The sequence below is a fragment of the Pauljensenia sp. UMB9872 genome (assembly GCF_030212665.1).
Taxonomy (GTDB): domain Bacteria; phylum Actinomycetota; class Actinomycetes; order Actinomycetales; family Actinomycetaceae; genus Pauljensenia; species Pauljensenia turicensis_B.
The window spans coordinates 59,750-73,078 of sequence record NZ_JASOER010000008.1 but is presented as its reverse complement, the minus strand read 5'-3'; the positions used below and the strand labels follow the sequence as shown (position 1 = coordinate 73,078).

The window sequence follows — 13,329 nt, the reverse complement described above, 5'->3', positions numbered from 1 at the left end:
CGCATGAAGATCGTTATCGCAGGTGCAGGCTCGGTTGGCCGCTCCGTCGCCCTTGAACTTCTCGAACACGGTCACGAGTGCACTCTGATCGATAACCAGCCCGATAAGTTACGCGTTGCATCGGTTGCTGACGCGGACTGGGTTCTCGCTGACGCCTGTTCTCCCGACGCTTTGCGTGAAGCAGGTCTTGCAGAAGCTGACGTAATGGTCGCCGCGACGGGCGATGACAAGGCTAATCTGGTTATTTCTTTGCTGGCGAAGACCGAGTTCGCGGTGTCGCGAGTGGTTGCTCGTCTGAACAATCCTCACAATGAGTGGCTGTTCAATGGCTCGTGGGGTGTTGATGTTTCGGTCTCGACCCCGCGCATTATGACGGCTCTCGTGGAAGAAGCCGTGTCCGAGGGTATTCCGGTTCGTTTGTTCTCGTTCAACTCTGCTGAGGTATCGATGTACGCGATCGTTGTGCCCCAGGGCTCCCCGATCGTTGGCAAGCGCATTTCTGACACGGATCTGCCTCCGCGCACCGTATTGACGTCGTTGCTCCGTGATGGTCGCCCGCTCACACCATCGAATGATGATCTTTTTGAGTCCGGTGACGAGTTGTTGCTGTTGATTTCCGATACGGAGAAGAATGCTCTGTCGACTCTCCACGCGTTGGTGGAAGTTCCGCCAGCGGCCGACGAAGAGGAAGCCGAGTCGGAAGAATAATTCCGCCTTCACCCGATTCGCGATTCGTCGTTACGAGGCCTGGGCTGGGTGCTCATCCGCCTTTGTTGGGGAGAACGGTTTTAAGCCCATCCAGGTGAGCCATGTGACGAGGGCAAACAGTGGCAGCCCTAGGACAAGCTTCGCGATACCTAATGGGCCAACCATGTGAGCAAGCCACAGGGGAAGCTCAATGCCAAGACGTAGTGCGAAGAGCCCTGTCCAAAGCCAAGTAAGAAGAAGACCTCGGCGGTTAAGGCCGGCCCACTCTTCTTTGCGATACCAGCCAGCTTCCAGTTCCCAGAACATCCCAGCGCCCCGGGAGATAAGTGGCTTTCTTACGACGATCGATGCAAGGAAGCCAACAAGGAAAGCTGCCGAGGTAATCAGACCCCACGTGTAGAAGTTCTCTCCCCTGCCCGATGCAAGAGCCCAAACCACGCCGATTCCTACACCGATAACGCCTGAAAGCGATTGTGTCAGTGGCTGACGCTGAACACAACGGATGCCAACGGCGAGTAGTGCAACGACACCCGCGACGACCGATGCGCCGACGACCGAGTGGAAAATGATGAAAACGACAACGAAGAGAAGGGCTGGCAATACGGATTCAGTGAGTCCGCGCCAGCCTCCGACCGCCTGGGTGAAAGAAAACGATTCTTCGTTGAGTTGACGCGCCCAGGTCGGACCAGACTCGGTCACGCCAGCAGATTCTTCGTGTTCGACTAAGGCGCTCACATGCTCTCCGAAGCGATGATGCGGTAAAGCGGATTGATGATTGTCAGCACGTCTCCTTGCATTCCTGCTGTGCCTTCAACCTCAATGTGTTCGCCGACTTTCAGCCCCGGAATTGACATGCGTCCCGGCCATCTCAGTTCAATGGAGGCCGTCCCGTCATACAGGGTTCCAACCAGCATGAAATGTGATCCTTCAGGCGGGTAGGTCATTGACATGAGCGTGCCAAAAAGCGTGACGTGTTGACGATTGTGAACGTCACGAATTGGAGTGGTTCCACGGCGCGCCCGCGTTCGTTCCTCATCCAGAGCCTCGTCTTTTTGACGACTGTCCGTCGAGAAATGTTGTGCGAGTGCGCTCCAGAAGCCTGACGCACGCGAACTGTGTTTAGACACGAGGAATCTCGACTTCTTCGTTCGGAAGGTGAAGAGGAAGCAACCCAAGGCGAGCGCGTGGCTGATCGTCGCGAACGACAACGATTCGGTCAATGATCGACTCGAAGTTTTTGCCTGCCTCATCGCTCAGAGCCGCAGGGCCAAGAATGTCAATGCGCGCAAACCAACGGTCGCCTTCACGCCCGATGATCCTCATCCGCGAGGTCCCCTGCCGGCCATCCGGAAGGGAGACTGGAATATCAGCTTGGAGCTCAGTCCCGTAACGCGTATCGCGATCAATGACTGTTGCAGAATCCTTCAGCAATCCGGCACGGATCTCTTCGCGGATTTCATCCCACACGCCACCGCTTCGAGGTGCTGCAGCAACAGAAATCTGCAGACCGGAGTCTCCGATAACGATCAAAACCTTGAGAACGGAGCGACCGTCATCGCCGACCTGGGTACGCAACTGGGCACCGGGGACGGTTGGAAGAAGCAAGGAGCCCATATCGATGTAGCCGTTGGACGTATCGCACTCGCCAACCGAGCGAGGACCCGGCAAGTCAAGCGGGTCAACGGTTTCTTCAGGTGCTACCTGCGCTCCAAGCTCGGGAGTGTCGGTTGCTTCAGCCTTTTTCTTTCGAGAGAAAAACAAGATAGCGCCTCAGCCCGCGCACTCGGTGCACACCGGCAGACCAGCGTCGTCAGCGTAGGCGAGCTGAGAAGCGTGGTGGACGAGGAAGCAAGACGAGCAGGTGAATTCGTCATCCTGACGGGGAATAACGTGAACGGTCAGTTCTTCCTTCGACAGGTCAGCACCGGGGAGCTCAAAGTTCTCAGCTGCTTCGGTCTCGTCTTCTTCGATTTCAGCGGAACCAGCGTCACCTCGACGCGACTTCAGTTCCTCGATTGAATCTTCGGCAACATCATCGTCATTCTTACGAGGTGCGTCGTAATCGGTAGCCATGAGTTTCGTCCCTTCGGGCGGGTTATTTCATGATCTGATCATGAACTGTATCGGCGGAGGGAATATAACACTGTTGGGAGACGAATGCCACCACTTAGGAGTTTGCGGCGCGTTCAATCACGATTAGTGCCTACAGTTTGAGAACATTTCGCTGATGAACTGTAGGAGGTGCTCATGATCGAGCTCGATTTTCTCGGTATCGGCGCAGACGGCGAAACGCTGGTCTTTACCGATCCAAACGGGGAACGCTACCAAGTCCCTATTACTGACGAGCTTCGCGGGTCAATCCGTCGTCATCGTATGCACCTCGAGCCAGCACCCAGCCCGGCGCGTCAGCAAATCTCTCCCCGCGAGATTCAGAGCCTGCTCCGCGCTGGCGCTACTCCTGAAGAAATCGCCACATCCCACGCATGCGATATCGAGATGGTGCGTTCCTTCGAAAGCCCCATCCAGGCTGAAAAAGAATACGCACTCCAGCGCGCGCAGAATAAGCGCATTGGCTCGGTAGCGGACGGCCCGAAGATGGGTGAGCTTGTCATTGATCGATTGGCCGCACGCGGTGTCGATCCCTCGACTTTGGAATGGAGTGCAAGTCGCGAAGGTGTTGGCCCCTGGCAGATTTGCTTGACGTTCATACAGTCGGCGTCAGAACACGCCGCCAATTGGCTGTTGCCGAAGACCGGTCCTCTTGAAGCTATCGACCAGGAAGCCCAGTGGCTGACTGAAACCCAGTCGTCGACTCCTGCGGCTTCAATCTTCACTCCCCTGCAGCCAAACGCCCCCGAGGCGTTGGATCCTGCAGACCTCGAAGAAGTTCGCGCACGTGAAGCGATCATTGATCAGTTGAATGCGAGTCGCGGAAAGCCTCAGGACATCGAGTATGACCTCGATGACGAGGATTTTGACCCCGAAGAGTTCGAACAGGCCACTTTGACCGATTCTTCAATTTCGGCTCGCATCTACTCCTTGGCACATGCTCGCACGAAGGAAGAGGAAGAGAAAGAGGACCTTTCACAGAGCTTAGAATTCCCTGTTCTCGATACACTGTCCGCATCGACACCGATTCCGAGCGCGCGTACTTCTTCACCAAACGACAAGGAAACTCCCAACTCGAAGACCCAGGAGACGAAGGTTCCTTCTGCAAAGAAGACCGCGCCCGCAACGAAGACATCCACCGATTCGGATGCTGATTATGATGATCAGTCGTTGCCAGGTCTTGAAAACCTTGTTGAAGAGCCTCACTCTTCAGCGCCAGCTAGCGCGAAGAAGTCGAAGTCTCGTCGTCGTTCTGTTCCCAGTTGGGACGAGATCGTATTCGGTTCAAAGTCGAAGTAGTCGTTTTCAAACGAGAAACCCACGACGCATGATGCTCGTGGGTTTTCGTTTTTGCTGACGTCTCGGACTCAGGAAAGCCTGATCAGCGGAATTCGCATTTCAGCTTCGGTCAGGGAACCGTGGACTCCGGGCATCGCGATCATTTCCGGCTTTTGTGATCTGGAATCAACGAGGCCTGCGCGTCCATTAAAGAACGCGATACCCGCGCCGATTTCGTTATTACCTGGGCCTTCACCCAAGAGGCCCGCAGATTCATCGCAACCGAGTACCCACGCGACATCACTCAGTTCATTCTTCCAACGGTCAATCACTTCGGATTCACGGCCAGCTTCAGTATGAATGTGAACAGCGCGCGTTTCTCCGGCAAGGACACGTACACCGTCGGCAAGATCTGGACGATCCGCAAGATCAATCAACGCACCATGGTCAATATCGATCATGCCGTGATCAGCAGTCAGTACCGTACGCACATTGCGGGGCAAGCGTAGAAGCAGGCGCCCCAATCCGGCATCGAAGGCTTCAAGAGCATCGGACCATTCCCAGGAGCTCACTGCATGCCCATGGCCCGTATGGTCGATTTCTGACCAGTAGAGGTAGACGACCTGCGTACCTTTCTTGAGCTCTCGCAGAGCCGCACTGGCACGCTCATCCCAGGTTTTACCAGCCACGTGGCGCGCACCCCTTAAGGCAGCCTTCGTCAGGCCAGAACCAGCGAACGTCGGCGGAGAAATAACTGCGGACTTCACCCCCTGCTGGCTGAGGCGCTCAAAGTAAGTCGGGCATTCTTGCCACGCCAGAGGATCTGGACCATTCTCAAACGCCAGAAGATTCATCACCGAATCCCCCCGGGCAACCGCATAGCCCACCATCCGCGTCTTCCCAGGCTTTTCCCCCGTTCCAAAAGAGGTAATCGCAGCGGCTGTCGTCGATGGCGCGATCGTGTGAAGGCTCACAATGTCATTGCGCACTGCCCGCAAGGTCGACGCGTGTCCAAGGTGAGACATCAAGGGAACATAGCCCAAGCCATCGACCAAGATGATCAGGAGCTGCCCCTCTTCACGGTCAAGCGATAAACGAGCCCGGGCGGTCTCGTCCCCCAGTGGCAGACCGGCACACGCCAAAGCGGCACCAAAAACATCAGCCAAACACGGGTCAGCCTGCGAAGGCACATCTGCCCATGCGGGAAGCAAAACGGGTGAAGTGGCCACGGCGATCAGTGGTGAGCTCGAGTAGCAGATGAAAGCAGGTCCACGAACTGCCTGGCTTCAGTCATTGCATCCACGCCATCAGCGTCGACGCTGATACGAAAATTCAAATCATCGGGGAAAGATGCGACCGTGTAACCGTGATCCGCTGTGCACGAGGGATCGCCACATTGAGCGGGCTCAACTTCGCTACGACGCATTGCACCCAGATCAACCGAGATGGTCAGCTCCGCAGGAAACATTGATGTCATCGCCTCACGATAGACCTCAATCGACGACACCGTCCCCAAACGCGAAAGCGGGAAGATTCCCATGCCAACGGACGCTCCACCATCTTCGAGTTCATCAACATGCATATGAATCAGCACGCTGTCAGTCAGAGTCGCCAATGACAGGTGGCGGAAAACCGACCCCTGATCAAAAGCAGCATCCACCTGGCACAGAGTGGCGCGTGGCGTCTGCCCGCCCAACGCGCGCTTCAAAGATGCGGTAACAAGCTGGGGGAAAAAGCCCGTTCGATTGATTCGATCCCATGTGTTCACCCTCTAATTGTGCCCGCGTTCGGCGTGGGAGTCGAACAGAGGTTCTTTCGCCCGTGATAATCGCGAATATGGCTAAGAAGGACCTCGTAGAACCACTCCCCGTTGCGGACGAAGACATCAGTGAAATCAATGTCTCCGAAGAGATGCGAACCTCCTTCTTGGAATACGCCGTCTCTGTCATCTACGCTCGCGCACTCCCAGACGCACGCGACGGACTCAAGCCCGTGCAACGACGCATCCTGTTCCAGATGGATCAGATGGGACTTCGCCCCGACAAGGGCCACGTGAAGTCCCAGCGTGTTGTCGGCGAGGTTATGGGTAAGCTTCACCCGCACGGTGACTCGGCAATTTACGAGGCTCTTGTGCGCCTCGCTCAACCGTTCAACCTGCGTCTTCCCCTAGTCGACGGACACGGCAACTTTGGCTCTCTTGATGACGGCCCCGCAGCCGCGCGTTACACCGAAGCCCGTATGGCTCCCTCCGCGTTGGATCTTGTCACCGGTTTGGATGAAGACACGGTTGAATTCGTGCCGAACTACGACAACCAGTTCATGCAACCCGAAGTACTCCCAGCGGCATTCCCCCAGCTTCTGGTCAACGGTGCTTCCGGTATTGCTGTTGGTATGGCAACGAATATTGCCCCGCACAATCTTGCTGAAACAATCGCAGCGTCCATTCATCTGATTGAGCATCCGGACGCCACCGTCGCCGACCTGATGCGTTTCGTGCCCGGACCTGACCTGCCTGAAGGTGGCGTCATCGTCGGACTCGATGGCATCAAAGACGCCTACGAAACTGGTCGCGGTGCTTTCAAGACTCGCGCAAAGGTCGGAGTCGAACGCGTCAGCGCACGCAAGATGGGTTTGATCGTCACCGAACTGCCCTACATGGTCGGCCCCGAAAAGATCATCGAAAAGATTAAGGAAAACGTTAATGCCGGGCGTCTGAAGGGTATTTCGTCGGTTCAGAACCTGACCGACCGTATCCACGGCCTGCGTTTGGTCATCGAAATCAAGAACGGTTTCAACCCCGAAGCGGTCCTGCAACAGCTGTACAAGCGCACGCCTCTTGAGGATTCCTTCTCGATCAACGCCGTTGCCCTAGTCAATGGTCAGCCTCGTACCCTCGGTTTGAAAGACATGCTGAGCGTATTCGTCGACCACCGTCTTGACGTGACAACGCGACGCACGAAGTTCCGTCTGGGTAAGGCTCAGGATCGCCTTCACCTAGTTGAAGGTTTGTTGATCGCAGTCCTCGATATTGATGACGTCATTGCGATTATTCGTTCATCTTTCGACGTGGAAACCGCTCGCGAGCGACTGAAGATTGCCTTCGACCTGACCGATATTCAGGCGAACTACATTCTGGAGCTCCGCCTGCGTCGCTTGACCAAGTTCTCGCGCATCGAGCTAGAGAACGAACGCGATGAACTCCAAGCAACGATCGCACACCTTGAAGAGATTCTTTCCGATCCGATGATGTTGCGAGGCCTGGTCATCTCTGAGTTGCGCGATGTTGCTCAGCGTCTGGGCACTCCCCGGCGGACTCTGTTGCTGTCGTCTGCCGGAGCCGAATCGGGGAACGAGGCGATAAGTGGCGCCGCCTTGGCTGCTACGTTGCCGGCAACATCGAAATCCGGCAAGGGAATGGACCTGCAGATCCCTGATGACCCGTGCGTCGTTGTACTGTCATCGAACGGTGGTCTGGCGCGGGTTGAAGGCTCAGACCCGCTAGAACCGGGGCCTCGTGCCAGCCACGACGGGTGGATAGCACAATTGTCGTCAACCGCACGTTCTCAGATCGCGGTTGTTACAGCAGACGGTGTTGCTCACCGCGTGGAGGTCGTGGACCTACCCGCACTCCCCCGCTTCGATACAGGATTGTCGCTGGCCGCAGCCACGCCCGCATCTCTGCTCTTGCACACGGATTCTCCCGCGATCGGTTTGCTTGATCCCGCATCAGACCAGGTATATGCGATGGGTACTGCTCACGGCACCGTGAAGCGCTTGAAGCCGGATGTACTTGCCCGTGACGAATGGGAAGTCATCGCACTGGATGACGGTGATCGTCTGGTTGGTTTCGGACCGTGTGCCGACGACTACGATCTTGTCTTTATTTCAACCGACGCGCAGCTTCTTCGTACGCCGGCGTCGAAGGTACGACCGCAGGGTCGCACCGCCGGTGGTATGGCTGGTATGAAGCTTAATGATGATGCCCACGCACTCGGATTCTGGGCTCTGCCAGTATCATCAGACTCCTTCGTCGTCACCGTCGCTGCGGCTGAAGGAGCACTGCCGGGAACGGGTCAGACGACCGCTAAGGTAACTCCGCTGGAGCTCTACCCGGTCAAGGGTCGCGGTGGTCAAGGCGTCCGCGCCCAGCGTTTCCTGCGCGGTGAGGACCGCATTGACTTGGCGTGGGTGGGTGACCGTCAACCTCGAGGCGCCTCAGCTGATGGCTCCCCCGTTGATTTGCCCGACGTTGACGAACGTCGCGATGGGTCAGGTACTCCCGTGGTTCTTCCGATCACCCTCATCGGCTAAGGCGCTACAACGGTTCGCGCCGGTGCGAAAGTGCCGGCGTGGCCTCGTCACACGTCGATCGCGTACAAGCGCGTCTGGCCCACCGTCACAAAACCCAAATAATCGTAGACGGCAAGCGCTCTGGAATGATTCGCGCTTCCGAGCCCAGCGCCTATACGATCCATCCCATCGGCTGCCATCGCGCGCATCGACGAAGTAATCAGGGCATCGACGGCGTGATCCGAACGCGCCTCTTCCAAGACACCCATCTGGTCGATATAGCCTTCGCGCCAACCAAGAGCAGCCCAGTCCTGGACGTACTTCGAGGCAAGAAGGAAACCAACCACGCACGGACGGTCACCCCTGCGGTCCACGGCAACGAACGACCACTGCGGGACGAAAGAAGTACGTCCCTTCAGCCACTGTTCGCGAGTGAGGGCAGGACTACCCCACTCAATCTCGGAGAGCCGATTCGCGGCGTGACGCGCCGGTTCATCCCACTCATCCGACCAAGGTTCAATCGTCAAATAACGGCCAAGATCCGGAGTCGAAGGAATCTGGGACAGATCCGCGCGAAGTTCATAGTACGAACGGGTCCAGTGGAAGCCACGCAACTGAAGCTGCTCTTCCAGCTCATTTTCACCCGCCTCGACAAGCATGGTGATCTGAGCCGGCGCATCCGTATCCGCTGTAGCAAGCATCTGACGCGAAACTGCTTCCTGCCATTCAACCAGCGAACTGCCCAAGCCAATGCGACGGAACGACGGGTCAACGCCTCCTTCGCACAGGCACTCCACACGACCACTCTGGCGCATTGCAACGCGACCGTAAGCGACCATGCGTCCCTTCGCGATACCACGAGTCGTCATACCGGCCAGCCCACGCCAGCCTTCAGCCGACAGCATCTCTTCGACTTCGTCGACACTGGTGCGATACGGAGGATTATCCTGCGCTTCCATGCGCGCAATCAGCGTCGCCAATTCATGCAGACGATTCATGCTGAGTTCTTCCCAGACAATCCCATGATGGGACGGCGGGAATGGCACGTCGTCGGGCGCGCCTGCACGACGAGCCAGCGGGATTTCACCCGTCAACGCATTGTCAGACATGCGCGTCCTTTCTTGTCAACACCAGATTGTGGGACATTCACGTCCCCGTATTTCCCCACGAGCACGCTTAGACGCAGGACAACTTATTGGTCAATCGTATAGAAAACCTGCGCGGGCCCGTCAAGGAAACCGAGGTGCTCGTAGATGGAATGCGCGTTCGACGCATTCTTCGTATCCACATCCAATCCGATCCTGGACATTCCCGATTCAGCGGCCGCCGCCACCGCTGCACCAATCAACGCGGTTGAAAGCCCGTGCCCACGATGCGAGTGATCAACGGCCAGGAGTTCCGCGTATGCCTCTGTCTTACCGGTCGCGGCCCACCGTTCAACGGGGCGTCCCACGACGAAACAGCCAGCCAGTTCACCCTGCTCAGATACTGCTCCGAACGACCAGCGAGGATCCAAATGCGAGGTAGATTCTTCCCACCAGACCTCGTGCAAGTAGGGCAGGGTGTGCTCAGTGAAAGAACGCAGGTACAGTGCCTTCGCACTACCCATATCAACATCGGACCACGGAATGATCGAATAGCCGTGGCGAGGCTTCCGAGCCTTTTCGGACCCCAGAAGCTCGCGGTACATCACTTGGAACGTAGCCTTCGCGTAGAAGCCCGCCGCAATATACAAACGACGACGATCCGTCATGTGGGCGTCAACGAAGTTGAAAATTGATGCGGGGACCTTCGAGTCCGCTCCGAATGTTTCGACCAGCATTTGACGGGCACGACCATCTTGCCAGTAGAGGAGAGCTCGACCCAATCCACGTCCGCGCCAATGCGGATGAATGTAGGCGTTGACCTCGGCGGCAGCATGATCTGAGAGCGAAGTGAGGACTCGAACGGCTGCGACTGCGCAAATACGATTGTCTGAATCGATACCGACAAGCGCATCGATCCAGAAATCTTTCGTGCGACCTTCCACCATGTCGGCGACGTCGGATGCACTCATACGATGATGCATCTCATCAGCAGCCTCAACCTGGCGAATCACGTCATAAACACCCGGAGCGTCGGAGGCGATCATCGAACGCCACCTCAATCCAATGTGGGTGCCCGGATACGAAACTGAGGCTGGTGGCTTCAAACGTTGCGCAAGTCCAGTCATGGATCCTAGTGTACGTGCGCATCGGGCCTTTGGTCACATACGCGGGAAGGTTCCGCGCTAGGTCTCAGCGGCCAGGTGCTCAATACACACGGTGCGAAAAGACGAGGCCCGACGCGTCGGTGCGACAGGGGGTTTTCAGGCGTCGATGCGCGTGCGGTCGATGCCAGAGGATCCTTCGACAATGAAATCCTTACGTGGTCCCACCGTGGAACCCATCAGCAGTTCGAACACATCTTCTGCTTCGCGCAAAGCGTCTTCATCATCAAGGGTGATGCGTCGCAGGGAACGATGCGCGCGATCCATGGTGGTTTCAGCCAACTGGTCCGCGTCCATCTCACCCAGGCCCTTGTAGCGCTGGATCGGTTCTTTCCACGTCCGCCCCGCCTTACGCAGTTGAGCAAGCTTCTTGTGGAGTTCATCTTCGGAATACGTGTAAATCAGTTCGCGAGGCTTGCGTCCCTTAGCGCTCACTTCAATGCGGTGCAACGGTGGAACAGCAGCGTAAATTCGGCCAGCTTCGACCATGGGGCGCATATAGCGGAAGAACAGGGTGAGCAACAATGTGCGAATATGCGCGCCATCAACGTCAGCATCAGTCATCAAAATAACCTTGCCGTAGCGGGCGGAATCAAGATCGAAAGTTCGACCTGATCCTGCACCAATCACCTGGATAATGTTCGCGCATTCCGCGTTCGCCAACATATCCGCTGTCGATGCCTTTTGGACATTCAGGATCTTGCCTCGAATCGGGAAGAGCGCCTGATACTGGCTGTTGCGTGCCGCCTTTGCCGTCCCCAGTGCCGAGTCACCCTCGACGATGAACAGTTCGGTTTCTACGACATCTTCCATTCGGCAGTCTGCGAGCTTCGCGGGCAGAGAGGATGTTTCAAGCGCATTCTTCTTACGCGAAATTTCCTTGTGAATACGCGCTGAAACACGCGCTTTCATTTCGCCGACAACCTTTTCCATCAGCGAAGATGTCTGCTGTTTGTCGTCGCGTTTTGAGGAATTAAACTTCGCATTCAGCCAGTCGGTGACAACGCGAGACACGACCGTACGGACTTGTGGTGTACCCAGGATTTCCTTGGTCTGCCCCTCAAACTGCGGTTCGGGGAAACGGACGGTGACAACGGCAGTCAGACCCGCTTGGACGTCTTCCTTTTCGGGACGCCCATCTTTGGTGCCCACCTTCAGCTTGCGCGCGTTCTTATCAATCTGCGCGCGCAACACCTTCAAGACAGCCTGCTCGAAACCGGCAACGTGTGTGCCACCCTTCGGGGTCGCAATAATGTTGACGAATGACTGCAGTGAAGTATCGTAGCCAATCCCCCATCGCAAGGCGCAATCCACCTGGCACGTGCGTTCCACTTCGGTCGCAGCAAGGTGACCCGTTGACGGATCGAGTGCCTGAACGGTTTCGGTGAAGGTTCCTTCACCTTGAATATGCCACGTGTCAGTCACAGGACCATCGTTGGCCAGCCAGTTCGTAAAGTCAACGACGCCACCGTCGTAGCGGAATGACTCGTGAAGCTCTTCTTCTGCGCGCTCATCCCAGCAGTTGATGGTCAGGCCGGGAACAAGGAATGCGGTCTGTCGTGCACGCGCACACAAGCCTTCCCATGAGAATCCTTCGGTTGACGGGAAGATCTGGAAGTCAGCCCAGAAACGCACACGCGTACCGGTGACATTCTTCTTTACCTTGCCAACGGTTTTCAGCTGCGAGGATTCTTCAAACGGAGTGAACGGTGAATTCGGGGTGCGTTGCTTCGAATCGTCGAATTCGCCGGGCTCACCGCGACGGAAGCACATTTCCCATGTCTTTGACCCGCGGTCAACCTGCACGTCAAGACGCGCGGACAGCGCGTTCACAACGGATGCACCCACGCCGTGCAGACCACCCGATGACGCATAGGAACCGCCACCGAACTTACCGCCAGCGTGAAGCTTCGTGTACACGACCTCGACGCCTGACAAACCGACACCGGGGACCTCGTCAACCGGAATACCTCGACCGTTGTCAGCCACCGACGCCGAATAATCAGGGTGCAGGCGCACATTGATCGTGTCGCAGTGACCTTCAAGAGCCTCGTCAACGGCATTGTCGATAATTTCCCAGAGACAGTGCATCAAACCGCGGTGGTCCGTGGAACCGATGTACATACCGGGGCGCTTACGAACAGCTTCCAGTCCTTCAAGGACGCTGAGGTGCCGTGCCGAATAGTCAGATGAAGAAGTCACCCGCTTATCTTAAAGAATCATCGAATGAGCGCCATTTCACCTCGCCGTATTCTTCCAGATGACGCGTGTTCCACTGGCTCACATGATGAGTACACTCGCGTACGGATTGCGCCGAGGGTGAACAATCGCTTTTGAACGCGACATTACCGACTCTTTAGTGTGTGATTGAAACATGACAACGCTTTCACTTCAGCCAGAAACCTCAACGGCCCCGGTTCTCAACGCCGCCGATCGTTGCGACAAGTGTGGCGCGAAGGCGTGGCTGCGTGCCACGATGCCATCCGGCTTCCAACTGTTCTTCTGCGCCCACCACGCGACGCAAAACCTTGACGCCCTTATGCTGTCGGGCGCCTCGATCCTCGACGAACGTCACTTCCTGAACAAGGACAACTGATCATCTGCTGTCTCGGTTCCATGTGACCAGGCCGCGACTACTGAATAGACAATGGGTACGCCATCTGGCGTACCCATTGTCTTTGTTATCGCGCGGGCAG

At 56.7% G+C, this 13,329-nt stretch carries 13 protein-coding genes; 4 read left to right on the top strand and 9 right to left on the bottom strand.

Features of this window, described 5'->3' with window-relative positions:
• Positions 1 to 3: 3 nt before the first annotated feature.
• Positions 4 to 708, top strand: coding sequence for a potassium channel family protein (locus QP109_RS04685; RefSeq protein WP_285023616.1), 705 nt, complete (start codon positions 4 to 6; stop codon positions 706 to 708).
• Positions 709 to 738: 30 nt separating this feature from the next.
• Here QP109_RS04685 and QP109_RS04680 read toward each other — a convergent pair whose 3' ends face one another.
• The 4 genes from QP109_RS04680 to QP109_RS04665 form a co-directional block, all read right to left on the bottom strand.
• Entirely contained in the window at positions 739 to 1,443 is a 705-nt protein-coding gene (locus tag QP109_RS04680) for a DUF3159 domain-containing protein (protein ID WP_285023614.1), read from the bottom strand.
• Positions 1,440 to 1,748 (bottom strand): DNA-binding protein, encoded by a 309-nt coding sequence (locus QP109_RS04675; RefSeq protein WP_285023653.1) that lies wholly within the window; start codon positions 1,746 to 1,748, stop codon positions 1,440 to 1,442. Before QP109_RS04675 ends, QP109_RS04680 begins: the two co-directional genes overlap by 4 nt.
• 79 nt (positions 1,749 to 1,827) lie before the next feature.
• On the bottom strand, positions 1,828 to 2,469 hold the full coding sequence (locus QP109_RS04670; RefSeq protein ID WP_285023612.1) for a DUF3710 domain-containing protein: 642 nt from the start codon (positions 2,467 to 2,469) through the stop codon (positions 1,828 to 1,830).
• Between the two features lie 9 nt (positions 2,470 to 2,478).
• Positions 2,479 to 2,781, bottom strand: coding sequence for a DUF4193 domain-containing protein (locus tag QP109_RS04665; RefSeq protein WP_101627224.1), 303 nt, complete (start codon positions 2,779 to 2,781; stop codon positions 2,479 to 2,481).
• A 174-nt stretch (positions 2,782 to 2,955) separates the two neighbouring features.
• Between QP109_RS04665 and sepH the strand changes: the two genes are divergently transcribed.
• Entirely contained in the window at positions 2,956 to 4,116 is a 1,161-nt protein-coding gene (sepH, locus tag QP109_RS04660) for a septation protein SepH (protein WP_285023609.1), read from the top strand.
• 68 nt (positions 4,117 to 4,184) lie between these two features.
• On the opposite strand, the gene QP109_RS04655 is transcribed toward sepH, so the two are convergent.
• A complete protein-coding gene (locus QP109_RS04655; RefSeq protein WP_285023607.1) occupies positions 4,185 to 5,324 on the bottom strand; it encodes an alkaline phosphatase family protein in 1,140 nt (379 codons plus the stop codon).
• Positions 5,325 to 5,329: 5 nt separating this feature from the next.
• Complete coding sequence (locus QP109_RS04650; protein WP_101627227.1) at positions 5,330 to 5,863, bottom strand: DUF5998 family protein; 534 nt, start codon at positions 5,861 to 5,863, stop codon at positions 5,330 to 5,332.
• Positions 5,864 to 5,931: 68 nt separating this feature from the next.
• On the opposite strand from QP109_RS04650, the gene QP109_RS04645 reads away from it, so the two are divergent.
• Complete coding sequence (locus tag QP109_RS04645) at positions 5,932 to 8,406, top strand: DNA gyrase/topoisomerase IV subunit A (RefSeq protein ID WP_285023606.1); 2,475 nt, start codon at positions 5,932 to 5,934, stop codon at positions 8,404 to 8,406.
• 47 nt (positions 8,407 to 8,453) lie between these two features.
• Here QP109_RS04645 and QP109_RS04640 read toward each other — a convergent pair whose 3' ends face one another.
• From QP109_RS04640 to QP109_RS04630, 3 genes are all read right to left on the bottom strand, one after another.
• A complete protein-coding gene (locus tag QP109_RS04640) occupies positions 8,454 to 9,494 on the bottom strand; it encodes a GNAT family protein (RefSeq protein ID WP_285023604.1) in 1,041 nt (346 codons plus the stop codon).
• A gap of 83 nt (positions 9,495 to 9,577) precedes the next feature.
• Positions 9,578 to 10,516, bottom strand: coding sequence for a GNAT family N-acetyltransferase (locus QP109_RS04635; RefSeq protein WP_285023652.1), 939 nt, complete (start codon positions 10,514 to 10,516; stop codon positions 9,578 to 9,580).
• Positions 10,517 to 10,732: 216 nt separating this feature from the next.
• Positions 10,733 to 12,835, bottom strand: a complete 2,103-nt coding sequence (locus QP109_RS04630; protein WP_285023602.1) for a DNA gyrase/topoisomerase IV subunit B — start codon at positions 12,833 to 12,835, stop codon at positions 10,733 to 10,735.
• A gap of 172 nt (positions 12,836 to 13,007) precedes the next feature.
• On the opposite strand from QP109_RS04630, the gene QP109_RS04625 reads away from it, so the two are divergent.
• Positions 13,008 to 13,229 (top strand): DUF7455 domain-containing protein, encoded by a 222-nt coding sequence (locus QP109_RS04625; RefSeq protein ID WP_006681584.1) that lies wholly within the window; start codon positions 13,008 to 13,010, stop codon positions 13,227 to 13,229.
• The last annotated feature ends 100 nt before the right edge of the window (positions 13,230 to 13,329 follow it).

Coding starts and splice junctions, on each gene's coding strand:
- QP109_RS04665 (WP_101627224.1), bottom strand. CDS start 2,781: ATGGCTACCGATTACGACGCACCTCGTAAGAATGACGATGATGTTGCC.
- QP109_RS04645 (WP_285023606.1), top strand. CDS start 5,932: ATGGCTAAGAAGGACCTCGTAGAACCACTCCCCGTTGCGGACGAAGAC.
- QP109_RS04685 (WP_285023616.1), top strand. CDS start 4: ATGAAGATCGTTATCGCAGGTGCAGGCTCGGTTGGCCGCTCCGTCGCC.
- sepH (WP_285023609.1), top strand. CDS start 2,956: ATGATCGAGCTCGATTTTCTCGGTATCGGCGCAGACGGCGAAACGCTG.
- QP109_RS04635 (WP_285023652.1), bottom strand. CDS start 10,516: ATGATCGCCTCCGACGCTCCGGGTGTTTATGACGTGATTCGCCAGGTT.
- QP109_RS04625 (WP_006681584.1), top strand. CDS start 13,008: ATGACAACGCTTTCACTTCAGCCAGAAACCTCAACGGCCCCGGTTCTC.
- QP109_RS04640 (WP_285023604.1), bottom strand. CDS start 9,494: ATGTCTGACAATGCGTTGACGGGTGAAATCCCGCTGGCTCGTCGTGCA.